The organism is Rossellomorea sp. RS05, assembly GCF_039822645.1.
In the GTDB taxonomy this organism is placed as follows: domain Bacteria; phylum Bacillota; class Bacilli; order Bacillales; family Bacillaceae_B; genus Rossellomorea; species Rossellomorea marisflavi_B.
The window spans coordinates 1,205,766-1,232,737 of record NZ_JBDKWY010000001.1 but is presented as its reverse complement, the minus strand read 5'-3'; the positions used below and the strand labels follow the sequence as shown (position 1 = coordinate 1,232,737).

General features: G+C 49.8%; 34 protein-coding genes. 26 read left to right on the top strand and 8 right to left on the bottom strand.

Features of this window, described 5'->3' with window-relative positions; translation table 11 throughout:
* Positions 1 to 4: 4 nt before the first annotated feature.
* The 3 genes from ABJ225_RS06465 to ABJ225_RS06455 all read left to right on the top strand — a co-directional run bounded on the left by ABJ225_RS06465 (position 5) and on the right by ABJ225_RS06455 (position 2,628).
* The gene (locus ABJ225_RS06465) at positions 5 to 556 is read left to right on the top strand and encodes a ribonuclease FAU-1 family protein (RefSeq protein ID WP_148984528.1); all 552 of its coding nucleotides are present in this window, start codon (positions 5 to 7) and stop codon (positions 554 to 556) included.
* Positions 557 to 1,012: 456 nt separating this feature from the next.
* A complete protein-coding gene (locus ABJ225_RS06460; protein WP_056535558.1) occupies positions 1,013 to 2,275 on the top strand; it encodes a Y-family DNA polymerase in 1,263 nt (420 codons plus the stop codon).
* A 20-nt stretch (positions 2,276 to 2,295) separates the two neighbouring features.
* Positions 2,296 to 2,628: a YolD-like family protein gene (locus ABJ225_RS06455; RefSeq protein ID WP_056535561.1), complete on the top strand. Its 333-nt coding sequence runs from the start codon at positions 2,296 to 2,298 to the stop codon at positions 2,626 to 2,628.
* Here ABJ225_RS06455 and ABJ225_RS06450 read toward each other — a convergent pair whose 3' ends face one another.
* The gene (locus ABJ225_RS06450; RefSeq protein WP_048005959.1) at positions 2,629 to 2,844 is read right to left on the bottom strand and encodes a CDGSH iron-sulfur domain-containing protein; all 216 of its coding nucleotides are present in this window, start codon (positions 2,842 to 2,844) and stop codon (positions 2,629 to 2,631) included.
* 115 nt (positions 2,845 to 2,959) lie between these two features.
* On the opposite strand from ABJ225_RS06450, the gene ABJ225_RS06445 reads away from it, so the two are divergent.
* On the top strand, positions 2,960 to 3,289 hold the full coding sequence (locus ABJ225_RS06445; protein ID WP_056535564.1) for an iron-sulfur cluster biosynthesis family protein: 330 nt from the start codon (positions 2,960 to 2,962) through the stop codon (positions 3,287 to 3,289).
* 42 nt (positions 3,290 to 3,331) lie between these two features.
* Here ABJ225_RS06445 and ABJ225_RS06440 read toward each other — a convergent pair whose 3' ends face one another.
* The 4 genes from ABJ225_RS06440 to ABJ225_RS06425 all read right to left on the bottom strand — a co-directional run bounded on the left by ABJ225_RS06440 (position 3,332) and on the right by ABJ225_RS06425 (position 6,865).
* Complete coding sequence (locus ABJ225_RS06440) at positions 3,332 to 4,015, bottom strand: YjjG family noncanonical pyrimidine nucleotidase (protein ID WP_056535566.1); 684 nt, start codon at positions 4,013 to 4,015, stop codon at positions 3,332 to 3,334.
* A 19-nt stretch (positions 4,016 to 4,034) separates the two neighbouring features.
* Positions 4,035 to 4,940 (bottom strand): aminoglycoside phosphotransferase family protein, encoded by a 906-nt coding sequence (locus tag ABJ225_RS06435; RefSeq protein WP_290032308.1) that lies wholly within the window; start codon positions 4,938 to 4,940, stop codon positions 4,035 to 4,037.
* A complete protein-coding gene (locus tag ABJ225_RS06430; RefSeq protein WP_079516335.1) occupies positions 4,937 to 5,854 on the bottom strand; it encodes an alpha/beta hydrolase in 918 nt (305 codons plus the stop codon). The genes ABJ225_RS06435 and ABJ225_RS06430 overlap by 4 nt, the downstream gene beginning before the upstream one ends.
* Positions 5,855 to 5,974: 120 nt before the next feature.
* A complete protein-coding gene (locus tag ABJ225_RS06425; protein WP_053426670.1) occupies positions 5,975 to 6,865 on the bottom strand; it encodes a hydroxymethylglutaryl-CoA lyase in 891 nt (296 codons plus the stop codon).
* A gap of 169 nt (positions 6,866 to 7,034) precedes the next feature.
* Between ABJ225_RS06425 and ABJ225_RS06420 the strand changes: the two genes are divergently transcribed.
* From ABJ225_RS06420 to ABJ225_RS06405, 4 genes are all read left to right on the top strand, one after another.
* Positions 7,035 to 8,225: an acetyl-CoA C-acetyltransferase gene (locus ABJ225_RS06420; RefSeq protein WP_347319028.1), complete on the top strand. Its 1,191-nt coding sequence runs from the start codon at positions 7,035 to 7,037 to the stop codon at positions 8,223 to 8,225.
* A gap of 17 nt (positions 8,226 to 8,242) precedes the next feature.
* Positions 8,243 to 8,932: a CoA transferase subunit A gene (locus ABJ225_RS06415; RefSeq protein WP_053426672.1), complete on the top strand. Its 690-nt coding sequence runs from the start codon at positions 8,243 to 8,245 to the stop codon at positions 8,930 to 8,932.
* A gap of 17 nt (positions 8,933 to 8,949) precedes the next feature.
* Positions 8,950 to 9,612 carry a CoA transferase subunit B gene (locus tag ABJ225_RS06410; RefSeq protein WP_053426673.1) on the top strand — a complete coding sequence of 221 codons (663 nt, stop codon included), beginning with the start codon at positions 8,950 to 8,952 and terminating at the stop codon, positions 9,610 to 9,612.
* Between the two features lie 175 nt (positions 9,613 to 9,787).
* Positions 9,788 to 10,024, top strand: coding sequence for a YqkE family protein (locus ABJ225_RS06405; protein ID WP_079516333.1), 237 nt, complete (start codon positions 9,788 to 9,790; stop codon positions 10,022 to 10,024).
* A 42-nt stretch (positions 10,025 to 10,066) separates the two neighbouring features.
* Here the strand turns inward: ABJ225_RS06405 and ABJ225_RS06400 are convergent, their stop codons facing one another.
* Together ABJ225_RS06400 and mciZ are read right to left on the bottom strand one after the other, a co-directional pair.
* On the bottom strand, positions 10,067 to 10,987 hold the full coding sequence (locus ABJ225_RS06400) for an aldo/keto reductase (RefSeq protein ID WP_053426674.1): 921 nt from the start codon (positions 10,985 to 10,987) through the stop codon (positions 10,067 to 10,069).
* Between the two features lie 66 nt (positions 10,988 to 11,053).
* On the bottom strand, positions 11,054 to 11,179 hold the full coding sequence (gene mciZ / locus ABJ225_RS06395) for a Z-ring formation inhibitor MciZ (protein ID WP_222115160.1): 126 nt from the start codon (positions 11,177 to 11,179) through the stop codon (positions 11,054 to 11,056).
* Between the two features lie 85 nt (positions 11,180 to 11,264).
* On the opposite strand from mciZ, the gene ABJ225_RS06390 reads away from it, so the two are divergent.
* From ABJ225_RS06390 to ABJ225_RS06305, 18 genes are all read left to right on the top strand, one after another.
* Positions 11,265 to 11,813 carry an NUDIX hydrolase gene (locus ABJ225_RS06390; RefSeq protein ID WP_079516331.1) on the top strand — a complete coding sequence of 183 codons (549 nt, stop codon included), beginning with the start codon at positions 11,265 to 11,267 and terminating at the stop codon, positions 11,811 to 11,813.
* 104 nt (positions 11,814 to 11,917) lie between these two features.
* Positions 11,918 to 12,571, top strand: coding sequence for a stage II sporulation protein M (spoIIM, locus tag ABJ225_RS06385; protein ID WP_053426677.1), 654 nt, complete (start codon positions 11,918 to 11,920; stop codon positions 12,569 to 12,571).
* A gap of 111 nt (positions 12,572 to 12,682) precedes the next feature.
* Positions 12,683 to 13,129: a ferric iron uptake transcriptional regulator gene (fur, locus tag ABJ225_RS06380; RefSeq protein ID WP_048005945.1), complete on the top strand. Its 447-nt coding sequence runs from the start codon at positions 12,683 to 12,685 to the stop codon at positions 13,127 to 13,129.
* A 150-nt stretch (positions 13,130 to 13,279) separates the two neighbouring features.
* A complete protein-coding gene (locus ABJ225_RS06375; RefSeq protein ID WP_048005944.1) occupies positions 13,280 to 13,507 on the top strand; it encodes a YqzK family protein in 228 nt (75 codons plus the stop codon).
* A 6-nt stretch (positions 13,508 to 13,513) separates the two neighbouring features.
* Positions 13,514 to 14,407 carry a site-specific tyrosine recombinase XerD gene (xerD, locus tag ABJ225_RS06370; protein ID WP_053427755.1) on the top strand — a complete coding sequence of 298 codons (894 nt, stop codon included), beginning with the start codon at positions 13,514 to 13,516 and terminating at the stop codon, positions 14,405 to 14,407.
* Between the two features lie 187 nt (positions 14,408 to 14,594).
* Entirely contained in the window at positions 14,595 to 15,782 is a 1,188-nt protein-coding gene (gene deoB, locus ABJ225_RS06365; RefSeq protein WP_347319023.1) for a phosphopentomutase, read from the top strand.
* 76 nt (positions 15,783 to 15,858) lie between these two features.
* A complete protein-coding gene (locus tag ABJ225_RS06360) occupies positions 15,859 to 16,674 on the top strand; it encodes a purine-nucleoside phosphorylase (RefSeq protein ID WP_056535578.1) in 816 nt (271 codons plus the stop codon).
* A gap of 27 nt (positions 16,675 to 16,701) precedes the next feature.
* Positions 16,702 to 18,009: a pyrimidine-nucleoside phosphorylase gene (locus ABJ225_RS06355; RefSeq protein ID WP_079516329.1), complete on the top strand. Its 1,308-nt coding sequence runs from the start codon at positions 16,702 to 16,704 to the stop codon at positions 18,007 to 18,009.
* A 139-nt stretch (positions 18,010 to 18,148) separates the two neighbouring features.
* Complete coding sequence (locus ABJ225_RS06350) at positions 18,149 to 19,315, top strand: D-alanyl-D-alanine carboxypeptidase family protein (protein WP_056535584.1); 1,167 nt, start codon at positions 18,149 to 18,151, stop codon at positions 19,313 to 19,315.
* A 107-nt stretch (positions 19,316 to 19,422) separates the two neighbouring features.
* Positions 19,423 to 19,773 (top strand): anti-sigma F factor antagonist, encoded by a 351-nt coding sequence (spoIIAA, locus tag ABJ225_RS06345; protein WP_053426682.1) that lies wholly within the window; start codon positions 19,423 to 19,425, stop codon positions 19,771 to 19,773.
* Entirely contained in the window at positions 19,774 to 20,217 is a 444-nt protein-coding gene (gene spoIIAB, locus ABJ225_RS06340; protein ID WP_048005938.1) for an anti-sigma F factor, read from the top strand. It begins immediately after the preceding gene.
* Positions 20,218 to 20,229: 12 nt separating this feature from the next.
* Entirely contained in the window at positions 20,230 to 20,997 is a 768-nt protein-coding gene (gene sigF / locus ABJ225_RS06335; RefSeq protein ID WP_053426683.1) for an RNA polymerase sporulation sigma factor SigF, read from the top strand.
* Between the two features lie 139 nt (positions 20,998 to 21,136).
* The gene (locus ABJ225_RS06330) at positions 21,137 to 21,757 is read left to right on the top strand and encodes a stage V sporulation protein AA (RefSeq protein ID WP_079516762.1); all 621 of its coding nucleotides are present in this window, start codon (positions 21,137 to 21,139) and stop codon (positions 21,755 to 21,757) included.
* A complete protein-coding gene (locus ABJ225_RS06325) occupies positions 21,747 to 22,169 on the top strand; it encodes a stage V sporulation protein AB (protein ID WP_056535587.1) in 423 nt (140 codons plus the stop codon). Before ABJ225_RS06330 ends, ABJ225_RS06325 begins: the two co-directional genes overlap by 11 nt.
* Positions 22,170 to 22,193: 24 nt before the next feature.
* Complete coding sequence (spoVAEA, locus tag ABJ225_RS06320; protein WP_347319019.1) at positions 22,194 to 22,766, top strand: stage V sporulation protein SpoVABEA; 573 nt, start codon at positions 22,194 to 22,196, stop codon at positions 22,764 to 22,766.
* Entirely contained in the window at positions 22,759 to 24,228 is a 1,470-nt protein-coding gene (locus ABJ225_RS06315) for a spore germination protein (RefSeq protein ID WP_347319017.1), read from the top strand. The genes spoVAEA and ABJ225_RS06315 overlap by 8 nt, the downstream gene beginning before the upstream one ends.
* 83 nt (positions 24,229 to 24,311) lie before the next feature.
* A complete protein-coding gene (gene lysA / locus ABJ225_RS06310) occupies positions 24,312 to 25,616 on the top strand; it encodes a diaminopimelate decarboxylase (RefSeq protein WP_148984524.1) in 1,305 nt (434 codons plus the stop codon).
* A 331-nt stretch (positions 25,617 to 25,947) separates the two neighbouring features.
* Positions 25,948 to 26,301 (top strand): GNAT family N-acetyltransferase, encoded by a 354-nt coding sequence (locus ABJ225_RS06305; protein ID WP_053426688.1) that lies wholly within the window; start codon positions 25,948 to 25,950, stop codon positions 26,299 to 26,301.
* 22 nt (positions 26,302 to 26,323) lie between these two features.
* On the opposite strand, the gene ABJ225_RS06300 is transcribed toward ABJ225_RS06305, so the two are convergent.
* Positions 26,324 to 26,848, bottom strand: coding sequence for a DUF309 domain-containing protein (locus ABJ225_RS06300; RefSeq protein WP_218246123.1), 525 nt, complete (start codon positions 26,846 to 26,848; stop codon positions 26,324 to 26,326).
* Between the last annotated feature and the right edge of the window lie 124 nt (positions 26,849 to 26,972).

Here is a 26,972-nt window from a genome sequence, read left to right as displayed (position 1 = left end):
CAGGATGAAAAGGAAATTTGGCGATCGTAGAGGGTGGAAACGGGTTTTGACAAAGCGGTATGCCATGACCTCTGTCAAACGGGAAGGTTTCGAAGGAGACATTACGCTGGTAGAGATGAAGGAAGTGGGAGAGCCGCTTTGGAAAAGCTATGGAGAGCGGAGAGTGTGCCTTGTGGACAATGGGTATCAGTGGCTTCAACATTTTCCATCCCACGGTGCTTACACTCTTACGACGATGTTCAATGGAGAAGGGGAAATCGTTCAGTGGTACATCGACGTTTGCCGGGGAACGGGTCAGGAGGACGGGGTGCCCTGGATGGACGACCTATACCTTGACCTGGTGGTGCTGCCTACCGGTGAAAGGGAAATCCTCGATGCGGATGAACTTGATGATGCCATGGAATCCGGTATCATCGACAAGGATGTCTATGATCAAGCTTGGATCGTACTGAAAAGAATAGAGGATGCCGTGATCCTCGGGCAGTTCAGTTTATTGAAACAGGCGGTAGAGGATCGCGTCAGGCTCTCTGCTTTCCTTAAGGACAATAGCTGCTGAGTGCGGTGGAAGTTCGAGGTCGAAAAGCGAAGAACCCAAAAAGGGTAAGGACCCTTTCTGGGTTCTTTGCTTTTTGCTTGTCGCCTCAGTGCGAGCCGCCTCCGCTTTTCTTCATGTCCAGCTCCGGGGGCTTGAGGCTCGAGGTCATAAGTCAAAGCCCCCAAAAAGGCACAGAACGCCTTTCCGGTGCCTTTGCCTTATGCTTGTCGCCTCAGAGCAAGCCCCCTCCGCTTTTCTTTGTCCAGCTCCGGCGGGTTGAGGCTCGAGGTCATAAGCCAGAGAACCCAAAAAGGCACAGAACGCCTTTCCGGTGTCTTCGCCTTATGCTTGTCGCCTCAGAGCAAGCCCCCTCCGCTTTTCTTTTTACCAATAATTTTTGTTGAAATAGGAACGTATATTCGTATACAATCATCATATACTATGTGGAACGGATGTTCTGGTTTGGGGGTGGGAGAGATGAGTGTCGATTACAGCGGGCTTCCGCATCAAAAGATCTTGTGCATCGATATGAAGAGCTTCTATGCCAGTTGTTCGGCTGTGATGATGGGATTGGATCCACTGGATTGCTATCTGGCGGTCGTCGGCGATCAAAGCCGTCAGGGGAGCATCGTGCTGGCTGCTTCACCGAAGCTGAAGCAGGATTTTGGGATCAAGACCGGGGCGAGGATGTACGAAATTCCCCGGGACGACCGGATATGCCTGGTGGAGCCGAAGATGGCGACCTATGTCCGGATATCCATGGAGATCACGAAGCTGTTCCACCGTTACGTCCCGAAGGAGGCCATTCATACGTACAGTGTGGATGAGAGTTTCATCAAGATCGATGGGGCAATGGGACTGTGGGGCGGAGCGGAGGAAGTCGCCCGTAAGATCCAGGATGACATGGAGAGGGAGTTTCAGCTTCCATGTGCTATCGGGATCGGACCGAATATGCTCCTGGCCAAGCTTTGTCTTGACCTTGATGCAAAATCCAAGGGGATCGCAGAGTGGACGTATGAAGATGTCCCGGATAAATTATGGCCGCTTTCTCCTTTGAGCGAGATGTGGGGGATTGGCAAACGCCTTGAAAAAACGCTGAACCGAATGGGGATCTTTTCGGTGGGCCAGCTTGCCCAATATGAGCTCGGGAAACTTGAAGCGAAATTCGGGATCATGGGAAATCAGCTCTACCACCATGCATGGGGAGTCGACCTGTCAGAAATCGGGGCCCCCATCATGGATGGACAGGTGAGCTTCGGTAAAGGTCAGATCCTGCTTCGGGATTATAAAGAGAAGGAAGAAATCAAACATGTCATCCTGGAGATGTGCGAGGAGGTTGCCCGGCGCGCCCGTTCCCATAAAAAGGCGGGAAGGACCATCAGCTTCGGCCTCGGATACAGTCATGAAGAATTCGGCGGTGGATTCCACCGTTCCAGGACGGTGGAAGAGCCGACAAACATCACGATGGAAATTTACCGGACCTGCCTGGAACTGTTCGAAGAGAATTACAGCGGAAGAACCGTCCGGAAATTATCCATTACGTTATCCAATATCGTGGAAGATGGCCCGCTTCAAATGTCGCTTTTCGACTTGAAGCGTCCGGAACTGAAAAGACTCGGCTATGTGGTGGACGGGATCCGGAGTAAATATGGATCTTCATCCCTTCTGAGGGCGGTATCCTACACGGCGGCCGGTACGGCACGCCACCGGGCCAAGCTGGTCGGCGGTCACAAATCGTAAAGGGATGAGAGGTGAACGGAATGATTCGAGATCGTGGGAAAATCAAGTGGACATCGATGATGCTTCCCGAGCATGTGAAAATGCTGAGGGACTGGGCGGAGGAAGACTCATTTGAAAAGCGGAGGGAGCTCGATGAACAGGAGTTCGAAATGATGAATGAAGTGGTGACAGAAGCGATGGAATATAGCAGGAGTGTGATGATTACTCATTATGAAAGGAAGCAGCACCGTCTCCTCATCGGGGAAATTCAGCACGCAGATTCCCTTGAGGGGAAGCTTCGTGTAGTGGATCGTTTCGGTGAGGTCCATGCGATCCGGCTAGCTGACATAGCAGATATCCGGATCGATGAGTGATTATTCCTCGTCCAGGACTTTTTCGGCGCGCACGCAGGAATCGAACTTCCCTTTGTGGGATGCGTCGCAAAACGGCATATTCGCAGACATGCCGCATCGGCATAGGGTGAAGACTGGTTTGGTTGGGAATACATTTCCGTCGGCATCTACGAGTTCGACATCCCCGCTGACCCGGAAAGACCCGTTATCGTTCACTTTGATCTGTGCTTTTGACATCATAATCCACCCTTTCAAAATCGTGTAATCTCTTTGATAGTATAGGGACTGAGCCGAAATTGCAATACGTCTTCTCCAACTATGATAGTATGGAAGGGTAAAGGAGGCAGACAAGATGAAAATCGAGTGGACCGAAAAAGCAAGTGAAATCATCAATCAGAAAATTTCCGGCCGGGAAGGCCATTTAAAATTAAAATATGACACAGAGGGATGCGGGTGTGTTGTCAGCGGGATTCCGACGCTTTGGTATGTACATGAACCGGTAGAAGGCGAGGATCTTGTGATCGAGACGAATGAAGGTCCCATCCTTGTGGAGAAGTCCAAGATGGTCTTCCTTGACGAACAGCTGAAAATTGACTTTTCACCTTCAAGCAACACCTTCCAACTGAAAAGCCCCGGTCAGATCATCAACGGACGAATGAACTTTGTGTTGTTCCCGGAATGAAACGAAACGCCCCGTATCCTTCAAGAGGATGCGGGGCGTTTTTTATAGAAGCTTCAGAAGCTCCCGGAGGTCGCGAATTTCATAGGTAGGCACGATTCCGCTGTCATTCGGCTTACCGGAAGGGTTGTACCAGCAGGTATCGATCCCACTCATGGATCCCCCTTGGATATCTGCCGTCAAGGAGTCGCCGATGATGAGGCTCGCTGACCGGTCAAGGCCCGGGATCCGTGCAAAGACGTGGTCGAAGAATTCTTTCATCGGCTTTTGATAGCCGGTGTCTTCGGATACGAAGGTTTCTAGGAATAAGGGATGAAGCCCGGAAGAAGTGAGGCGCTTATATTGAGTTTTCGATACCCCGTTAGTGACGATGTAAAGATCGTGATTTTCCTTCAGGGCTGTGATGGTTTCAAGGGCGCCGTCCATGAGCTTATCCCCCTTTTCAAGATAGGAGCGATACTGTTCGCCGAGAGCCTTTCCATCGACTTCTTGTCCGAGTTCCTTGAAGAAGAGAGAGAATCGGGTGTTGAGCAGCGTATCCCGATCCAATCTTCCTTGTTCATGGTCTCGCCACAGTGATTGATTGATGATTGAATAACGGGTCCTTGTCTCTTCCGTAAGGGGTATCCCATGTTCCGTGAAGAGAAGGGTGATGGCCTCTTCTTCTGCTGCTTTAAAGTCCAGTAGCGTGTCGTCCACGTCAAAAAATAAAGTCTTATAGAATGTCATGATGTCGTGTCTCCTTCTGTCAGTGTTCGTCTTGGATGAGTGTGTCGAATAGTTTGGCCAGTTCAATGCCGTTGGATGGGTCGCCGACGCCGTCTTCCGTGCACCAGCTGGCAGAGAGTATAGCGTGGCAAAGACCATAGCGGATCAGTCTCCCGTAGGAAAGGGAAAGGGAAGATGCAAGCGTCCCGGCCCTCAAAGCGAGGAGCGAAAGGGGTTCCGGGTGGTCCTGCCAATGATTGAGCATGAACTGGATGCAGTCATATTCCCGCTCTCCGATCAGTCCTTTCGGATCGATGACGGTCCAGCCGTCCTTGTCTGAATACAGGATATTGCCGTGATGCAGATCACCGTGCAAAAGATAAAGGGGACCGGCTGTTGAAAGCAACTCGGGGAAAAGGGTTTCAGCCTTTTCAAGCAAATACTCCGGTATGGGGCCGGTTCCTCCACCGTAGCGCTCACGGAGCCTGGAGAGGCCCCTAGACCAATCTGAGACCGTCGGGAAATCTGCATCGTCGTCTGGAAGCTGACGCCAAAGCGCACATGCGCATTCAGACCAGATGCCGAGCACGTCCGCTTCCTCCTTTATGGTGTAGAGAGGGGTTCCGGGCTTTACAAGATCAAGGAGCATCCAGCCTTCTTCCGGTTTGCCTTCTATCAACTTGACCACACCCGGCCCTTCAAAGGCTTTGAGAGCCAGGTATTCATGGGTGAATTCCTGACCGGGAAACCCTGTCTTCAACACGTAGTCGTGATTGCCATCAGATGCAGGGACGACGAAATGGTAGCTGAGGTCGAATGGTTCCCCGTATGTGAGATTGCGTTCTTCCTTGATGGAGGCGAGCAGCTCTTCCGTACGGTGAATCCATTCCGGACCACGCTCCCCGTGCATGGTCACCATCCTTTCAGCAAATTCCTTAGGGATCATGACGTGCCGCCTCCGGTGAAATGGTGGAGGAACTCGTCGATGACCTCTTCATATTTCTCTGGATTATCATTATATGATTGGGCGTGTGCGCCTTTGAAATCCATGTATAGTTGCTTGGGCCCCTTTTTCTTTTCGAAAAGCTCCTCTGTCATGCGGGGCAGGATGAAATCATCATCGGCACTATGGATGAAGAGGATGGGTTTTTTGATCCGGTCCACGACGGCAAGTGGTGCGATGTCCTTCAAGGTATAGCCTTCCCGGAGCTTCAGCATCCCGTTGATGAGGGGGAGGACCGCTTTGGATGGAAGCTTCGCCTCTGCGCTCATCCGGTAGGTCAGCTGCTGGCCGAAGTCGGAATAAGGACAATCCGCGATATAGAAGTCTGCTCTGTCCTCGACGCTCCCTGCATATAGAAGGAGGGTAGCGGCCCCCATGGATTCCCCGTGGATCCCGAATTGGATATCTTCTCCTTCGCGACGGATCAACTCGTCCACCACGGCCTTCAGATCTTGCTTCTCATAATATCCATAGCTCGTCGATTTCCCGCCGGACTTCCCGTGGCGTCGATGGTCATAGATGACGGCATTGTAACCCCTCTTTAGGAATAGATTCATATACTTCACTGAGTTCCATCTGTTCTCCGTCACACCGTGGCAGAAGATCATAAATTTGCCCTCTGGATACGGGGTGATGAAAACGGCGTTGATGGAATAACCGAAGGGAGAGGTGATGGTGACCTCCTCTTTCGGAAGGGTATTGTATTCACGTTCGATCAGGCGGTTTGCCTCGATCTCCCGTTCGTAAATGTCCTTCTCATCTTTTTTCGGCAAATACATGAAGCGGTTGGTTATGTAGAGGCCGAGCAGGCCCAATGTGGAGACGGCGCCTCCCAGTACGGCTAACTTCTTCTTCATCTCATGGCTCACCTCGAAACATCATTTTCTTCCATAGTAGCAAATCGGGCTGAAAAGAGAAACGGAGAGCACTCCACAGATAAAAAAAGAGCGCCACCCAAAGGGAGCGCTAAAAGGATATCAAAGACTCAGATTATAGTAACCGCTTTCAATTTTTCGTGAAATGTGGGAAGAGACCTCCCGAATGGCCCCGGTCAGTTTTTCAAGATCAATCCCGGTGGAGATCCCCATGGAGTCCAGCATATAGACGACGTCCTCCGTGGCCACATTTCCTGTTGCACCCGGTGCGAAAGGACAACCTCCGAGACCACCTGCCGATGCATCGAACCTGGTGACGCCTGCCTGCATGGAAGCGAGGATGTTGGGCAGGGCCATCTTCCGTGTGTCATGGAAATGCGCCGTCATGAGCACGTCGGGCAATTCACGCTTCAACAGGGAAAAGAGGGAGAATGCCTCGAGGGGATTGGCTTGCCCGATTGTATCCGCGACGCTCAGTTCATCCACCCCGGCATCACGGAACGCCTTACAGATGGCAAGGGTCTCATAGGGATCAACTTTCCCTTCATACGGACAGTGAAATGCCGTCGAGATGCAGGCACGGACGAAATAGTTCCGTTCCTTCATTTCCTTGACCAGAGGCAAGGTCTCCTCCAAGGCCTCCTCCGTCGACTTGTTGATATTCTTCCGATTGAACCCCGAGCTCACGCCCACGAATACGGCGATGGCACGGCATCCTGTTTCATAGACGCGTTCGACCCCTTTCCGGTTCGGTGCCAATACGATGTCACGAGAATCCTCCGTCAGACAGTTTTCCACAATATCATATGCGTCACGCATCTGTGGCACCCATTTCGGGGAAACGAATGAAGTCAGCTCCATCTCCTTGATCCCTGCTGCCTTGAGCTTTCGGATGAAGGCGGCTTTTACTTCAGTCGGCACAAAGTTCTGTTCGTTTTGAAGTCCGTCCCGGGGACCGACTTCGATGATGGTCACTTGTTTAGGTAGTTTCATAATCTCCCTCCTGCTTCTATTGTAGAAATATTCTAATATATAAATCAACTAAAAATTTTTCGTCAAATTTAGAGGGTTTTAAGCGCTTTCATCGAAAACTGTATGATGGGAATGTTTTTATGGTCGAACTCTCTTAAAAACACACCAGATTGTAAGAAAGGGAGGAAGAATGATGTCGAATGAAGTAGTCATCGTCAGTGCAGTCCGGACAGCAATCGGGACATTCAACGGTTCACTGAAGGGCGTATCGGCGCCGGACCTTGGCGCCATTGTGATCAAAGAAGCATTGAATAAAGCGGGGGTGAATCCCGATCAGGTTGATGAAGTGATCATGGGGAATGTGCTTCAGGCCGGCCTTGGGCAGAACCCAGCACGTCAGGCTTCCATCAAGGCGGGACTGCCGGAAACCGTCCCCGCCATGACCATCAATAAAGTATGCGGCTCCGGCCTTAAAACCGTCCACCTGGCAACGCAGGCCATCCTTGCGGGGGATGCGGATATCGTCGTTGCCGGAGGGATGGAGAATATGAGCATGGCCCCCTATTTATTAAAAGGGGCAAGGGACGGCTATAAGATGGGGGATCAAAAAGTGGTCGACAGCATGATTTCTGATGGCCTCTGGTGTGCCTTCAATGATTACCATATGGGCGTCACGGCTGAGAATCTGTGTGATCGGTATGGGTTAACGAGGGAAGAGCAGGATGAATTCGCCGCATGGAGTCAGCAAAAAGCTGTGTCAGCCATCGAAGAAGGAAGATTCGACGATGAAATCGTACCGGTGGAGATTCCGCAGCGAAAAGGGGAAGCAGTCGTATTCCGTCAGGATGAGTTTCCGAGGAAAGGCTCGACGGCCGAAGGACTATCCAAGCTCCGTCCGGCCTTCAAAAAAGAGGGGACGGTCACGGCAGGAAACGCATCGGGAATCAACGACGGTGCAGCAGCAGTGGTGGTCATGTCGAAGAAGAAGGCGGATGAGCTCGGAATCAGCCCCCTTGTCGTGATCAAAGGGAATGCCAGTGCAGGCGTCGATCCGAGTGTGATGGGGATCGGACCGGTTTCGGCGGTGAAGAAGGTTATGGAGAAGACAGGGATGAGCCTTGAAGGTATGGGGCTCGTCGAAGCGAATGAAGCCTTCGCGGCCCAATCGCTCGCTGTTGATAAAGAGCTTCATTTCGATAAGGAGTGCCTGAATGTGAATGGTGGGGCGATTGCCCTCGGCCACCCGATCGGTGCGAGCGGGACCAGGATCCTTGTGACCCTCATTCACGAGATGAAGAAGAGAAATGTCACCCACGGTCTTGCCACGCTTTGCATCGGTGGAGGACAGGGCGTCGCGACGATCGTTGAGCTGAATCAATAGAATAAGGAGGGAACGAGATGAAAACCGTATACACATCGTATGATGAAGCTGTGGCCGATATCCAGGACGGGGCCACATTGATGGTAGGAGGCTTCGGCCTGTGTGGGATCCCGGAGAAATTGATCCTGGCCCTTGAAAAGAAAGGTGTCAAGAACCTGACTGTCATCTCGAATAACTGCGGGGTGGATGACTGGGGACTAGGCTTACTATTGAAGAACAAACAGATCGACAAGATGATCGGTTCGTATGTAGGCGAGAATAAAGAGTTCGAACGTCAGGTCCTTTCTGGAGAGCTGGAAGTAGAGCTCGTCCCGCAGGGGACCCTTGCTGAGAAAATCCGTGCGGGCGGAGCCGGCATCCCGGCATTCTACACTCCGGCAGGCGTCGGTACCCCTGTGGCAGAAGGCAAGGAGACGCGCACCTTCAATGGGAAGGAATACCTCCTCGAGGAGGCCTACACCGCCGATTTTTCACTTGTCCGTGCTTGGAAGGGAGATAAGATGGGGAATCTCATCTACAATAAAACCGCCCAAAACTTCAATCCTATGATTGCCGCTGCCGGTAAGGTGACCATCGCCGAGGTGGAAGAGCTTGTGGAAACGGGCAGCATGAACCCGGCGGAGGTCCATACGCCGAGCGTATACGTCCAACGGCTCATTCAAGCCGATCAAGAAAAGCGGATCGAGCGAAGAACGGTAAAATCATAAGAAAGGGAGTGGAGGAAATGGATCGAGGAAGTATGAGGGAGCGGATTGCCAGACGTGCGGAAAAAGAAATCGAGGATGGCTTCTACGTCAACCTGGGCATCGGGATGCCGACGCTCGTAGCCAACTACATCACGGAGAATAAACAGGTGGTCCTTCAATCAGAGAATGGATTACTCGGTATAGGACCGTATCCGACAGAAGAGGAAGTAGATGCAGATCTCATCAACGCAGGGAAAGAAACCGTGACGGCCATTCCCGGGTCAGCGTACTTTGATAGTGCGGAGTCCTTCGCCATGATCCGGGGAGGACATATCAATATCGCCATCCTCGGTGGAATGGAAGTGGCGGAAAATGGTGATCTCGCCAACTGGATGATCCCCGGCAAGATGATCAAAGGGATGGGCGGAGCCATGGACCTTGTCCACGGGGCAAAACGCATCATCGTCATCATGGAGCACGTGAATAAGAGCGGGGAGAGCAAGATCCTCAAGGAATGCACCCTTCCGCTTACAGGCAGGGGCGTCGTGGATCGCATCATCACCGATCGTGCCGTGATGGACGTCACAGATGAAGGGCTGGTTCTCCGGGAAGTGGCCAACGGGTTCAGCGTGGACGACATCAAGTCATCAACGGCTGCGGACCTCATCGTCCATGATGATGTAAAGCTTGAGGCCTATTGATTCCGAATGAAAGAGATTCCGAATGAAAGAGAGTCGTGGATTAGGAAGACCGGGTTTTCGATACCCGGTCTTTTTTTAATTGACACCCGAACCCCCTTTTCCTGAACGAATTGTTGCAAGATAGTGGACTTATGAGGTCGGACGTTTTATAACTAAGGGGTGGGGAGGGATCGAGATGTCAAAGAAAAAGAAACAGGAAGCAGAACTGACGCTCAAACATTCCATCAATGCCGATCTATTCGAGCAGCTTAAACATAAGAAGCAGGAGCTTGAGAACGAAGAGGCCGACAAGAAAGCCGAAGAACGGCGCTTGAAGGCAGAAGAGGAAAAGCGTCGGGAAAAGAATAAAAGCTTCGAGGAGCTCTTGAATGAGAGCAGCATGAATTGGAAAGAGTTCAAAGATCGAGGATAAAGAGAAAGGGACGGCTATGGATAGCCGTCCCTTTCCTATGGATCAGTCCCTATGGGCATCATATCTAGAAGATGTGGTCAAATCCTTCAGGAGCTTGACTTCTTCATCCGTGAGCGGATCAGCATTCACCGCGTCGATGTTTTGAGCGAGCTGCTCCTTTGAGCTTGCTCCTGCGATGACCGAAGCGACCGACGGGTGGGAGAGCACGTACTGAAGGGCAAGTTCATTCATGCTTCTAGAGTCCAGTCTCTCTTTAATGGACGAAAGCGTTTGTTCCAGTTCACCGTAAGAATAGTCCAGATAGCCCTTCTCCCGGACGTTCTCCGAGGCTTTTGCCAGCATCCGCTCTGAAAGCATCCCTTTGGCAAGGGGCCCTCTCGCCACAATGCTTGCACCATGCTCCTCAAGGAGGGGCATCCATTCTTCAGGGCGGCGGTCGAGGAGGCTGTACTGCATCATGATGCTCTGGATATCGGCGTGTGAAAGGAAACGTTTGATCACATTCGGACGGATGGACGAAATTCCATACGCCCGGATCAAGCCTTCTTTTTTCAGCGTTTCAAAAGCCTCGATGGCTTCTTCATAAGGGTCTTCGATCGTGCCACCGTGAAGCTGATACAGATCGATATAGTCGACACCCAGGCGGCGAAGGCTGTCCTTTACGGCTTTCTCTATGTAGCTTTTGGAAGGATCCCAGCGCCACCCATCATCCACATCGTCCCAGCGGTTCCCGACTTTGGTCGCGAGGATTACTTGGTCCCTGCGCCCCTTCAAGGCTTGTCCCACAATTTTTTCATTCTGTCCAAAATCATATAAATCGGCGGTATCTAGATAGTTCACGCCATGGTCCAGTGCATAGCGGACGATCTCCACCGCCGATTGTTCCTCCGTCCCGAGGGACATGCATCCGAGTCCGAGTTTTGATACATATAGACCGGAGTTTCCAAGTTCTCTCTTATCCACTATTCATCCATCCCTTCCGATACTCTTTCCTCTATTATATTAACGGATGGGGGACGGGATAAACAATTAACGGGACTCGGAATGCATCGCTTTGATCCAATCATGGACCGTATCGAACCGGAGACTGTATTCCTTCAACTTCCTTCTGATCTCCCACGCCTTGCCTTTAAGGATGACACGATCTTTATCCACCAGAATCTCCAAGAATTCCACCCCGATTCGGAAGTATGGTAGAATGTATGAAGAATCCAGCGTTGAAAGAACAGGAGAGTCGCAAATGAGTAAATTCGAAGAAAAAACGATCCAGTCGGAAACCGTATACGAAGGAAAGATCATCAACCTTCAGATTGATGAAGTGGAGCTCCCGAACGGAAAGACCTCCAAACGTGAACTGATCAAGCATCCTGGCGCGGTGGCAGTAATCGCCCTCACGGAAGAAGGAAAGATCGTCATGGTCGAGCAGTACCGCAAAGCCTTGGAGAAAGCCATTATTGAAATCCCTGCAGGTAAGCTTGAGCCTGGTGAAGAGCCTGCCCTTACAGCAGAGAGGGAGCTTGAAGAGGAAACGGGATATGGATGCGGAAAGCTTGAGCATTTGATTTCCTTCTACACTTCCCCGGGATTCGCTGATGAACTAGTGCATATGTACGTCGCAAAGGATCTGTATAAAATGGAAGATGCGAAGGGTCCGGATGAAGATGAATTCGTCGAGCTCTTGGAAGTGGGGCTGGAGGAAGCGAAGGCACTCATGAAGGAAAAGAAAATCTATGACGCCAAGACGGCGTACGCCATTCAGTATCTCGAACTACAGGCGGCAGCGCGCTGATCCTTTCCATACAGGTCCCTTTCGGTCATCCGGGAGGGATCTTGTCATATGTCTGGGTGCTCCCTCATATAGATTAGTAATCGATGTCTAGGAGGAGCACAGTGATGCGTAAAAAATTTTCCCAATCCAATCCACTAATCCAACATGTACAAGCCCATTCCTCGATCTATTTATTCATGATTACATTATTCCTCATGGGTGTGATCTTCGGTGCCATCGTCGTCAATTCCCTGTCTTTCGCCCAGAAAGAAGATCTGTATCTTTATCTGGGGAAATTCTTCACCGAGATAGAAGGGGGGAGGATGACTTCTTCCGAAGATATGTTCAGGCAAAGCTTCCTTCATAATGTGAAGTCGCTTGGCATCCTTTGGTTGCTCGGGATTTCGATCATCGGACTTCCGCTGATCTTCGTTCTCGTGTTCATGAAGGGGGTCGTGGTCGGTTTTTCCGTAGGCTTTCTCGTGAACCAGATGGGCTGGAGTGGCTTCCTGCTGTCATTCGTCAGCATCCTTCCACAAAACATCATCATCATCCCGGCTTTCATCTTCATAGGAGCAGTGAGCGCAAGTTTTTCCATCACGTTGATCAGGAAGATTTTCATGAGGGGACAAACGTCCATGCAGTTGCCCATGATCCCGTTCTTTTCACGATACGTGGTATTCCTTGTGGCAGCCATCGCCGTCATTACGGTGGCAGCGGGAGTGGAGGCGTACCTTTCTCCGAGTCTGATGGAAACGGTTATTTCAAAAATTAAGTAAATCCATTCTTATATAAGAATCATTCTACTTTTTTGTTTGTAATAATTTTATTTTGCTTATTCCTCCCTTTTTGTTATAATAAACTAGATATTGACGGGGGAGGAAGGGACCATGGAAAGCCGTATCGAACGAATTAAAAAGCACCTTCACTCAGCCAGTTACAAGCTTACACCCCAGCGTGAAGCGACTGTGCGGGTGCTGCTCGAACATGAAGAAGACCACCTCAGTGCCGAAGATGTATACCTCCTCGTTAAGGAAAAATCTCCGGAAATCGGACTTGCCACGGTGTACCGCACCCTGGAGCTGTTGTCCGAGCTGAAAATTGTGGATAAAATCAACTTTGGCGATGGAGTATCACGTTATGATCTTCGCCAAGAAGGAGCTGCCCACTTCCATCATCATCTCGTATGCATTGAATGTGGAGCAGTGGATGAAATTCAGGAAGATCTATTGGAAGACGTTGAAAACATTGTGGAACGTGACTGGAAGTTTAAAATAAAAGACCACAGATTGACCTTTCATGGCATTTGCTCAAGATGCCAGGATAATGAAGAGTAATCGAAGCCCCGGGGATCCCGTCGCAAGCATGCGATATACATAATCTTCGGGGCTTTTTGCCGGGAAACCCCCTAAACTTTCATCCGTTCAGGTATAAAATGAAGGAAAACCGTCATAGCTTGTATTAATAGATGACGGGGAGGATGGAAGATGGGTAAAGGAGTCCGGATGATCTGGCAGACGCTGAAGGTGTTTATCCTTTTTACGGGATCGACGATCCTTTTTTATTATGGCATCATGTGGATCGGTGAAGAATACGAAGGGTATCACCGATACGATGAACCGGAGGGGTCGGCCGTGAAAGTTTCCTCGGCGGTTGCAGACGAGGAAGCACACTGGTATGATCGATTATTATTTTTTTATACGAACGGGGAGTAATGGATGTTGGAAGACCATATAGAAGATTACATGCATTTCTTAACAGTGGAAAAAGGGCTTTCGAAGAACACGATCGATTCCTACAAGCGCGATCTGAAGAGCTACTCCCTCTATATTAAGAATGTAGAAGGGATGGAAGGCTGGAATGAAGTGTCACGTGTGAACATCGTCCAGTTCCTCGGTCATCTTGGTGATCAGGGGAAATCGTCGAAGACTGTGGCAAGGCATGTCGCTTCGATCCGCTCATTCCACCAGTTCCTTTTAAGGGAGAAGGCCGTGGAGCAGGATCCGACGGTCCATCTCGAAACACCGCGGACCGAACGCAAGCTTCCCAAGATCCTGAGCTTATCCGAGGTGGAAGCGCTCCTGGAGGCGCCCGATGCCTCGACCCCTCTCGGCATGAGGGATAAGGCCATGCTTGAGCTCTTGTACGCAACGGGTATCCGCGTAAGTGAACTCATTGGTATGAAGCTCGATGATCTTCACCTCAATATGGGCTTCATCCGCTGTATAGGAAAGGGGAATAAGGAAAGGATCATCCCAATAGGCCAGACGGCCATGAATGTACTCGGGGATTATCTAGAACATTCTCGTCTGAAGCTCAGGTCGGGGAGAGAACGGGATGATCACCTTTTTCTGAACCATCATGGCCGCGGGATGAGCAGGCAGGGGTTCTGGAAAAATCTCAAGGCCCTACAGAAAAAGGCCAATATTGAGAAGGAACTCACGCCTCATACATTACGGCATTCATTCGCCACGCATCTCCTTGAAAATGGAGCCGATCTGCGGGCGGTTCAGGAAATGCTCGGACATGCCGATATTTCCACCACACAAATCTATACGCACGTGACAAAGACCCGCCTGAAGGATGTGTATACGAAATTCCACCCAAGGGCTTAGGGTAGGGGGAGATCCCGCAAAATTTGCGGGATCTCCCTTGTATTTTTTTGAAGGGGAAAGTAGAATATAGATGTCAGACTTCTGACGTTGTATCGTTCTGATTCACGCTCAGTGGCAGAGGGTACACTACTAGCATTGATGAAAATGTAACCGTTTTAAAGACGGTTGTTTACAGGAGGCAGATAATATGAGTAGCTATACATACAAAAGGGTCCACCTGATTGTGATGGATTCAGTGGGAATAGGGGAAGCACCCGATGCGGACCTATTCAATGATAAAGGGGCCGATACTCTCGGTCACATCGCGGAACATATGAATGGGCTTCATATGCCCAATATGGCCAAGCTGGGTCTGAGCAACATCCGTGAAATCAAGGGGATCGACAAGGCTGAAAAGCCCCTTGCCCACTACACGAAAATGCAGGAGGCATCCGTAGGGAAAGACACGATGACAGGCCACTGGGAAATCATGGGCTTGAATATTGATACGCCGTTCAAAACCTATCCGGAAGGCTTCCCGGAAAAACTCCTCCAGAAATTGGAGGCGGAAACGGGCAGGACCGTCATCGGGAATAAACCTGCAAGCGGAACGGCCATCATTGATGAGCTGGGGAAAGAACATATGGAGACCGGTGCCCTGATTGTGTACACATCCGCCGATCCCGTCCTTCAGATTGCTGCACATGAAGACATCATTCCCATTGAAGAACAATACCGCATATGTGAAATTGCAAGGGAACTCACGAAGGATGATGAATTCCTCGTTGGACGTGTCATCGCCCGCCCGTTCATCGGTGAGCCGGGTGCTTTCAAAAGAACATCGAATCGACATGATTATGCATTGAAACCATTCAATCGCACCGTCATGAACGAACTGAAGGATGCAGGATATGATGTGATCGCCATCGGGAAGATCTCCGATATCTATAACGGGGAAGGGGTCACGGATTCAGTTCGGACAAAGGACAATATGGACGGAATGGATGGATTCCTCCGCACGATGGACCAGCCGTTTACCGGCTTAAGCTTCCTGAATCTAGTCGACTTTGACGCCCAGTTCGGCCATCGACGCGATCCTGAAGGTTATGGGAAATCATTGGAAGAATTCGATGCCAGGCTACCAGAGGTTTTTGAGAAAATGACCGAGGAAGATCTTCTGATTATCACGGCTGATCACGGGAATGATCCGACGGCCCCTGGAACGGACCATACGCGTGAATATGTGCCGCTTCTTGTTTATTCAAAGCGATTCAGCGGAGAGGGTGAAGAGCTTCCTGTGAGGAAGACATTCGCCGATATCGGTGCTACGGTTGCCGATAACTTCAATGTGAAACATCCAAAGTTCGGGGAAAGCTTCCTGACATCACTTAAATAAGGTTCAACACGTCAAATGGTAGATGGCGGGGCAGCAGTTGCCGCCACCAATATAGAGAGGTAAAGGAGAGGTGACCATGAAATACGAACAAATTGAAAGAGCCGCACGCTACCTGAACGAACGATTCACCAAGACACCGAAAATCGGCTTGATCTTGGGTTCCGGACTCGGAGTCCTGGCAGATGAGATCGAAGAGCCCGTTAAGATCCCCTACAACGAAATACCCGACTTCCCTGTTTCCACAGTGGAAGGACATGCGGGTCAGCTCGTGTACGGCGGACTTTCAGGTCAGGAAGTCGTGGCGATGCAAGGACGCTTCCATTTCTACGAAGGATATGACTTTGATAAAGTAACCTTCCCGGTGCGCGTAATGAAGGAGCTTGGAGTCGAGATTCTGATCGTGACGAATGCGGCTGGAGGTGTCAATGAGAGCTTCAAGGCAGGCGACCTTATGATCATTACGGATCATATCAACAATATGGGTGGGAATCCCCTCATCGGCCCGAATGACTCCCGCATGGGTCCCCGCTTCCCGGATATGTCGGAAGCTTATTCCAGGGATCTTCGCCAGCTTGCCAAGGAAATTGCAGGTAAGCTTTCCATCGATGTGCAGGAAGGAGTGTACGTTGGCAATACAGGTCCTACGTATGAAACACCAGCAGAAGTCCGCCTTGCACGCGTTCTAGGAGGCGATGCAGTCGGAATGTCCACCGTTCCCGAAGTCATTGTGGCCCGTCACGGCGGTATGAAGGTTCTCGGAATCTCATGTATTTCTAATATGGCTGCAGGAATCCTGGATCAACCCTTGTCCCATGATGAGGTCATGGAGACAACCGAAATGGTCCGTGCCAACTTCCTTTCTTATGTAAAAGAAATCGTCAAGTCATTGTAAGCTAATACGTATAAGTGGGTGAAAGTGATGAGAATGGTTGACCTAATAGAGAAAAAACGTGATGGAAAAGAACTGACGACGGAGGAAATCAACTTCATCGTAAATGGATATACAGAAGGATCCATTCCGGATTATCAGGTTAGCGCCTTGACCATGGCGATCTTCTTCAAGGATATGACCGAAAGGGAGCGTGCCGATTTAACCATGGCGATGGTGGAGTCGGGGGATCAGATCGACCTTTCCGCCATAGAAGGCATCAAAGTGGATAAACACTCGACGGGTGGCGTCGGTGATACGACGACCCTCGTACTCGGCCCCCTTGTAGCGGCCGTTGGAGTACCTGTGGCGAAGATGAGCGGCCGCGGACTCGGGCATACCGGAGGGACCATTGATAAGCTTGAAGCCATCGAAGGCTTCCATGTGGAAATTGAAAATGCCGAATTCATCCGTCTTGTGAACAAAAACAAGCTGGCTGTCATCGGACAGAGTGGAAACCTGACCCCTGCCGATAAAAAGCTGTACTCGCTTCGTGACGTGACGGCGACGGTGAATAGCATCCCGCTGATCGCAAGCTCCATCATGAGCAAAAAGATCGCAGCAGGAGCCGACGCCATCGTACTCGACGTCAAAACCGGAGCAGGCGCCTTTATGAAGACCCTTGAAGATTCCAAAGAGCTCGCTGGTGCCATGGTCAATATCGGGAATAATGTTGGTCGGAAAACGATGGCCGTCATCTCTGATATGAGTCAGCCACTCGGGTTTGCCATCGGGAATGCCCTCGAAGTGAAGGAAGCAATCGATACGCTGAAGGGTGAAGGACCGGAAGACTTGACTGAACTTTGTTTGACCCTTGGAAGTCACATGGTCTACCTGGCCGAACAGGCGAATTCCATTGAAGAAGCACGGGAAAGATTGATTAAAGCCATGAAGGATGGATCCGCACTTGAGAGCTTCAAGGTCTTCCTCGCCTCTCAAGGAGGGGACGCATCCATCGTGGATGAACCGTCAAAACTCCCTCAGGCTGCTCACGTGAGTGAACTGCTTGCCAAGGAATCAGGATATGTATCCGAGATCATCGCAGATGCCGTCGGAACTGCAGCCATGTGGCTCGGAGCGGGACGGGCGACGAAGGATTCCGTCATCGACCTTGCCGTCGGGCTCGAGCTCAGGAAAAAGATCGGTGATCGCGTAGAGGCAGGGGAATCATTGGTGACCATATACAGCAATGATGAAACTGAACTGGAACGAGTGAAAGAAAAGCTATATGAAAGCATCAAGCTTTCTCCTGAGAAAGTAGCAGCACCTACCCTGATCCACACAGAAATCACACATTGATTACTAGCACCACCTTCCTGAAAACGGAAGGTGGTTTTTTTGTGCAGAGAATTTTCGGAAGCCTTTGTATAAAAAGGTCTATGTTGGAAAAAATGGTGATAGAAGTTTTGAATATTGAAGATGAATGGAGGATCTTAACATGAAACGTGTACTGTCTATCCTGACGCTATGTTTCTTTATTTTTTCATTGACCCCCGTATCGGGATTTGCTGAGGAGAAGAAGTCCGAACTTGCTGAAGTAGCAAAATCAGCGGTCCTGATCGAAAGGGATACGGGCTCTGTCCTTTACGATAAGAACAGTCATGAACGCTTGGCTCCGGCATCCATGACAAAGATCATGACCATGATCCTGATCATGGAGGCGATCGAGAATGGCCAGATCGACTGGAAAGACAAGATTCGAACCAGTGAACATGCAGCATCGATGGGTGGGTCACAGATCTTCCTTGAGCCAGGTGAAACAATGTCTGTGGAGGAAATGCTGAAAGGAATCGCCATAGGTTCTGCCAATGACGCATCCGTTGCCATGGCGGAGCATCTCGCAGGCAGTGAAAAAGGGTTCGTTGAGAAAATGAATGCCAAGGTAAAGGAACTGGGCTTGAAGGACACCCAGTTTAAAAATCCGACCGGACTTCCGTCAAAAGGCCATTATAGTTCTGCCCATGATATGGCCATGATGGCAAAGGAATTACTGAAATATGAAGGGATCACGAAGTTCACCGGAAGCTATGAATCGTATCTCAGGGAGAATACAGATAAGAAGTTCTGGCTGGTGAATACCAATAAACTTGTCCGTTTCTATGATGGAGTGGACGGTCTCAAAACCGGCTTCACTAATGAGGCGAAATATTGTCTCACCGCCACGGCGAAAAAAGGCAATATGAGGGTCATCGCCGTCGTGTTCGGTGCGCCGTCACCTAAGGACCGCAACAACGAAGTGAGCACCATGCTGGATTACGCCTTCAATCAATATCAAACCAAGCCCCTCTACAAAAAGGGTGACGACATAGGCGAAGCCAAAGTGTCGAAAGGGAAGGATCGCAAACTCCAAGCCGTCACACAAGAGCCTGTGTCAATCCTGACTCAAAAAGGTGAGAAACTTGATAAGGTAGAGCAGAAGGTGAGCATCGCAGATGAGGTGAAGGCCCCGGTCAAGAAAGGGGACGAAATCGGTAAGCTCGTCATCATGAACAAAGGGAAGAAGGTACTTGAAACACCACTTGTGGCAAAGAGCGATGTGAAGAAGGCAAGCTGGTGGGATTTCTACAAACGAAGCATGAGCATGTTCACCAAGACCGATCAATAAACATTGACTAATTATGACGAATTCCTTCTAGTTTTGTCATCAGGAAGGATTCTTGAAAAAGAATAGCGAAATCACTCACTATAAGACAGAGAAGGAGGCTTTCTATAGTGAGTCTTGCTATTGACCTAGAAGTGAAGAGTGACGTCCTGTGCATCCGTCTGAGCGGGGAGTTGGATCATCATACCGCCGATGAATTAAGGGAAAGGGCATCCGCCCTGATCGAGAATGAAAATATCCGCCATATCATCCTGAACCTTGAAGAACTGAGCTTCATGGATAGTTCCGGCTTGGGTGTGATCCTTGGCCGCTACAAACAAATTAAGCAAAAACATGGAGAGATGGTCGTTTGTGCCATTTCTCATTCAGTCAACCGCCTTTTTGAGATGTCAGGTCTATTCAAGATCATTCGTCTTGAACCATCTGAAGAAAATGCATTGCAACGATTGGGGGTCGCTTGAATGAGGAATGAAATGAGTATCCAGTTCAGTTCAGTGAGTCAGAATGAATCCTTTGCCCGTGTAACCGTGGCATCTTTCATCGCACAGCTTGATCCGACGATGGATGAACTTACGGAAATTAAAACCGTCGTCTCCGAGGCCGTCACAAATGCCATCATCCACGGCTACGAAAACAAACCGACGGGTCAGGTATTCATCTCTGTCATCATGGAAGAAGATGGCTACATCGATATGACCATCCGCGATGAAGGGATCGGAATCGGGGATGTGGATGAAGCACGCCAGCCCTTATATACATCAAAGCCGGAACTTGAACGCTCTGGCATGGGCTTCACAATCATGGAAAACTTCATGGATGAAATCGAAATATCCTCACACCCAGGTACAGGCACCACGGTAAGGCTGAAAAAGCACTTAACCAATAGTAAAACGCTATGCAATTAAGGAGTCGTGCCCATGGATGTCGAAGTGAAAAATGAAAAGGAAAAGGCGCAGCCATTCTTAAAGGATCACGAGGTCAAGGAACTGATAAAACTCAGTCAAGATGGTGATCAGGGAGCGAGGGACATTATTGTCCAGAAGAATATGCGGCTGGTCTGGTCTGTCGTCCAGCGGTTCCTCAATCGGGGGTACGAGCCGGATGATCTGTTCCAAATCGGTTCCATCGGCCTTCTTAAATCCGTTGATAAATTTGACTTGAGTTATGATGTGAAATTCTCCACCTATGCGGTCCCTATGATCATCGGGGAGATCCAGCGCTTCATCAGGGACGATGGCACCGTCAAGGTAAGCCGCTCCCTAAAAGAAATGGGGAATAAAATACGCAAGGCAAAAGACGAGCTTTCAAAGACGTTCGGAAGGGTGCCGACTGTTAACGAACTGGCCGAACATCTGGAGTATTCCCCGGAAGAAGTCATCATGGCGCAAGAAGCCAGCAGGGCTCCTTCTTCCATCCATGAAACGGTCTATGAAAACGATGGGGATCCCATCACATTACTGGATCAGATCGCCGATCAGACCGACTATAAATGGTTTGATAAAATCGCCCTAAAAGAAGCGATATTGGAACTGGATGAACGAGAGCGCCTGATCGTGTACCTGCGCTATTACAAAGATCAAACCCAGTCGGAGGTGGCCGAGCGGCTCGGCATTTCACAGGTGCAAGTATCACGGCTTGAAAAGAAAATCCTCAAGTCGATGAAGGAACAAATGAATACAGAATGAAAATCCGCAGGACCCTTGAATAAAGGGGCCTGCGGGCTTTTTGGTGTGGAGAGGATACAGGGCGTTTACATAAATAATTTTTGAACATCCATACTATGTGTAACAAGGTGAAAATCAAGGAAATCAGGAAGTGAGTATGTTGGAGAACGTTCTGTATATCCGATTGCGCCACCGGATCCAAGTGAGGGAAGAGAGTTTAGTGAAATTGGGGCAGATCGCCCAGCTCATCGCACCGGAGCCGATTTTGGAAAGCATAAGAGACATACCTGTCCATCATGTTACCGTGGAAGATAAAAACATCATCGTCGTGGATGTGATGACGGCCATCAGGCGCATTAACGCCGTCCATCCCTCTCTCGATATCCAAACGATCGGTCCAGTCCAAACAATCATCGAAGTGGTGTATGAAAAGAAAAAGGTATCCCTTCCCCTTTTCGCAGGCGTCTGGCTCCTCTTATTCATCGGAACGGCGCTAGCTATCATCAACTTCCATGAAGATGTGAGCATGAGGGAAGTACATCAGCGCATGTATTTTTTCATTACAGGCCGAATAGATCCACATCCGTTGATCTATCAGATCCCCTATTCCATCGGTCTGGGACTCGGGATGATTCTGTTCTTCAATCATGTGTTCAAAAAACGGATCAATGAAGAGCCAAGCCCCTTAGAAGTAGAGATGTTCAACTACCAGCAGGACCTTGATCAGTATGTCATCATGCATGAAAACAAAGAAAGTCAGAAAAAGCTCGATGACCATTAAAATCCTCCTGGCACTGTTTGTGGGGTTCGGAGGGGGACTTGCAGTAGGATCGGGGCTGGTGGCATTCTTGACGGTTCTTGGAATCATCCCGAGGCTTACACAGTTGACGAAAACGATGAAAATGATCCATTCCTATGAATGGGCAGTCGTGACGGGGGCGCTTTCAGGCACGTTCATCTCATTGAATGATTTTACGCTTCACACAGCGGCCATCATCCTGATTCCCATCGGTGCAGCAAGTGGCATTTTCATCGGTCTGATGGCAGCCGCTCTGACGGAGGTGCTCAATGTATTTCCCATCCTGGCAAAAAGGATCGGGATCGAAAGCCAGATCATCACGCTCATCATGGCCATTGTCCTGGGCAAGATTGCAGGGTCCCTATTCCATTGGCTGTACTTGGTACAGCCGTAATCATAAGCAGAGGCGGTCGTTGAAATGACAGACACGAAACGGAAGGTCATCCTTGTAACCGACGGTGACGAATATGCGAGAAAGGCCGTTGAATGCGTGGCCAAGGAGTTCGGGGGACGTTGTATTTCCAGTACGAAGGGGAATCCGACCGTCCTTTCCGGGCCGGAAGTGGTCAAGTTGATCAAAAAGGCCAAATGCGACCCTGTTTTTGTCATGTTCGATGATAGCGGCTTCCTTGGGGAAGGGTCGGGAGAGAGGGCCATGAAGTACGTAGCGCAGCATGATGATATTGAAGTGCTGGGTGTTATAGCTGTTGCCAGTCATACAAGGCATGCGGAGTGGACGAGGGTCGACGTGTGCATTGATAAATTCGGAGAGCTCACCCCCTATGGAGTCGATAAATTCGGCGTGCCGGAAATGGAAATGGGAAGATTGACGGGTGATACGGTGTATTGTCTGGATGAACTGGACGTGCCGGTAATCGTCGGTGTAGGGGACATAGGGAAAATGGCGAAGCGGGATCACTACTCCCAAGGCAGTCCCATCACGAAAAAAGCAGTGGAAATCATCTTAGAGAGGAGTGGGTACAATGGGTGAAATCAGGAAGACCCCGATTCCAAAGGACTTGGGGAAACTCGAAGAGTATATGCAAAACCATGTTGGACTGAATAAAAGCTTCGACTTGGGCGTACGTAAGCTGATGATCCTGAAGAAAGGTGTCCATATCTACTATATCAATGGATTGACTGATGCATCGTATGTCATTCATATCGTTGAAGAACTCGTTGAAGTGAATGATAATGAACGGGCAACCAGTAAGATTTATGATATTGTACACAATCGTCTGGTCCACCAGTCCGTCGAACCTGTCAAAACGGTGGAGGAAGCGGTGGATGAAGTCCTATCAGGGTTGATTGCCGTCTTTGTGGAAGGGGCCCCGGAAGCCCTGATCGTTGATGTGAGGAGCTATCCCGGAAGGCAACCGTCGGAGCCGGATACAGAAAAGGTGGTAAGGGGTTCACGTGATGGCTATGTGGAAAATATCATCGTCAACACAGCCCTGACCCGCAGGAGGATCCGAGATCCGAGACTCCGGTTTGAGATCTTCAGGATAGGTGAACGGTCCAAAACGGACATTTCCATCGCCTATATCGAAGACGTGGCCGATCCGAACCTGATCGAAATCGTCAAACAGGAGCTTCAAAGCATAAAAATCGACGGCCTGACGATGGCCGATAAAACAATCGAGGAATTCCTTGTCAAACAAGGATATAATCCGTACCCCCTCGTGCGGTACACGGAAAGGGCGGACGTCGGGGCGACTCACCTTTTGGAAGGCCATGTCCTGATCTTCGTGGATACCTCACCGAGTGTGATCATCACCCCGACCACGTATTTTCATCATCTCCAGCATGCGGAAGAATATCGCCAATCTCCAGCAGTGGGGACATTTGTCCGCTGGACGAGATTCCTGGGTGTCCTGGCGTCGTTATTCCTTCTGCCTTTATGGTATCTATTTGTCTTGGATCCATCATTATTGCCGGAAGCTATCAAGTATGTCGGTCCCGATGAACAGACCAATATCCCGGTGATCGCCCAGCTCTTCATCGCAGATCTAGGGGTGGAGATGTTCAGGATAGCGGCCATACACACGCCAACGCCGCTATCAACGGCAATGGGTCTGATCGCGGCGGTCCTGATCGGTCAGATTGCCATCGATGTTGGGCTTTTCCAACCGGAGGTCATCCTTTATGTAGCGGTTGCATCGATCGGTACCTTTGCCACCCCGAGTTATGAATTAAGCGTCGCCAACAAGATGGCACGATTGGTCATTTTAATTTTCGTGGCGTTGTTCCATATTCCGGGACTCGTGATTGGATGTACCCTTTACGTCCTATTCGTCACCAATATCAAGTCACTGAATACTCCTTATATGTGGCCCCTGCTGCCATTCAGTCCGAGAGCGTTCCTACAGATCCTCATCAGGCGTTCGGTGCCGGGTGCCAAAATCAGACCAAGCATCGTCCATGCACGGAACCGGCACAAACAGCCGAGCTGAATCCTGGAAGGATTGCAAGCCCCCTCATTCTATGGTAAATTACTTTTAATTAGTAAAGGATTAAAGAGGGGAATGAGCAGAGAATGGAACTTCATGGATCTCAGGAAATTAACGAACAGGGTCAACTGACCATAGGTGGGGTCAATACCGTAAAGCTCGCGGAACAATACGGTACCCCCCTGTACATATATGATACATCACTGATCAGGGAACGCGCACGCGGCTTTAAGGATACGTTTGAAGAGCTGGGCGTCAAAGCGGAGGTTGCCTACGCGAGCAAGGCCTTTTCAAGCATTGCGATCTTTCAATTGATGAAAGAAGAAGGGTTATCCTTGGACGTGGTTTCCGGAGGGGAACTCCATACGGCAATCAAAGCGGGTTTTCCTGTCGAGAAGATTCATTTTCACGGAAACAACAAATCGTATGAAGAGCTTGCAATGGCACTCAAACTTGGGATCGGTTGCATTGTGGTCGATAACTTCCACGAGCTTGAGCTGATTGGCGCCATACTCGCTGAACGTGGAGGATCGACGAGGGTGCTTCTCCGTGTCACTCCTGGGATCGAGGCCCATACCCATGATTATATCCTGACGGGTCAGGAGGATTCGAAGTTCGGCTTCGATCTTGGAAACGGCCAAGCCGAAGAGGCGATGAAAAAGGCAGTGGCCATGGAGGGCATCGAACTCCTTGGACTCCACTGTCATATCGGGTCGCAGATCTTTGAAACGACTGGCTTCATCTTGGCCGCAAGGAAGATCATCGACACCGTGGCATCGTGGAAGGAGCAGCACGGGTTCGTTCCTCAGGTCATCAATCTTGGAGGAGGCTTCGGTATCCGGTACACGAACGAAGATCAGCCGATCCCACCTGCACAGTATGTAAAAGACATGATCACAGTGGTGAAGGAAGAGGTGGAGCGTCATGGACTGGACATGCCGGAAATCTGGATCGAGCCGGGTCGTTCACTGGTGGGCGATGCGGGGACGAGCCTTTACAGCATCGGATCGACCAAGGTCGTACCGGAAGTAAGGAAATATGTCGCCATCGACGGAGGGATGAGTGATAATATCCGCCCTGCTCTGTACCGCGCGAAATACGAGGCGGTACTTGCCAATAAGGCAGGAACACCTGTGGAAGAGACCGTATCCATTGCAGGGAAATGCTGTGAGTCAGGTGACATGCTGATCTGGGATCTGCCGTTACCGGTTTCAGAACCTGGTGACCTCCTGGCCGTCTTCTGCACAGGCGCATACGGTTACTCCATGGCGAATAACTATAACCGTATTCCACGTCCGCCCGTCGTTTTCGTGGAAGGAGGGAAGGATCGCCTTGTAGTGAAAAGGGAAACCTATGAGGATATCCTCTCCCTTGACCTCCCACTCGATTGAATGTGACGTTCATGGGAATCTCCTGGCCGAAGGTGCCGGATATTCCCATGACCTGTTATACTTGATAGAGTGCGAGTCTACCAGATACATTCATAGATCGGGTGTTGAATCGGGGGGGGATGCTATGTCGAAAAATAACACGCGCTTATTTTTCCTTCTTTTGGCAGTTGGTTTGGCGTGGGGAGTGGTTTACTGGCTCTTCTTAGCGGGAAACTAAACGGTAGTTGATAAAAAAGAACAGTTTTAGTAAGATAGTAAAACATTCGCTTATTAAAATGATTGTTTTGTCCATGATACAAGTATCTGGATATAAACGTAACGAGGGGTAAATATGTTAATCCGATATAAAAAGGCTTTTGAAAAGATCGCAATGGGATTATTATCTTTCATGCCAAGTGAAAAAGATCTGAAGAAGCTTCAGCAAACGATGAAGCAGTATGAAACGGATGAAAATTGGCAGCTTTTTTTATGGAAAGAAGAAGACATAGTTGGACTGATCGGAGTGCAGAAAGAAGAAGGCGCCATGGAAATCCATCACATTTCCGTCAATCCGTCACATCGTCATGAGGGAATCGGAAAGGCGATGGTGAAACATCTGAAGGACATGTACTCTGAGCTAGACGTCAAACCCAACGAAGAAACCGCTTCCTTTTTTGAAAGATGCGAAGGGGAAATGAATGAATGAAAAAAAGAAACTGGCCCTGAGGCTAGTTTCTTTTTTTTCTGAGAAGGGCTTCTTCACGTTCTTGGATCACTTGGGAGCGATCCCTGCGTGAATGGCGATGAATGAGCTCGTGATCGGTCAAGTCACTCGGGAGAGACCAGCCGTATCCGTTATGAGTGCACCACTGCTGAACAGATCGGAGAAGGTCTGGATCCTGTATTGGGAGGCTGACACTGCGATAGGGCATTTCTTTCACAATGCTTTCCTCTGTTTCTGAAAGGATGGAAAACAGTCTGCTTTCATCTAGACCTAAATCTCTCATGACCGAACGGTGACGCTTCAGATTCTCCGTACCCTTACGGATCATTCGTCCTGCACCCTTCAGGTTGTCCCTGCGATAATGATACATCCCGACGGCAATCTGGATGAGGCCGACCCAGTGGGAGTCCCTGTTGCCGGGATCGATGTCTTTCCAGTATTCTTCTAGGACCTCATGGCACTCAAAGTAATCCCTGCTCCCATTAAAGTGGGCGAGGAATTCGATATAGGGGATGGGATGTTGTGTCATTCAACCGCTCCTTTCAATAGGGTTAGTGTAGCATACTCACCCGTGTGGTGAAACGAATTGAGCAGGGGGTAAAATTTCTATTGGAGAATGGTAGTCAATCTACTATACTAATAAGTAGCTCTTT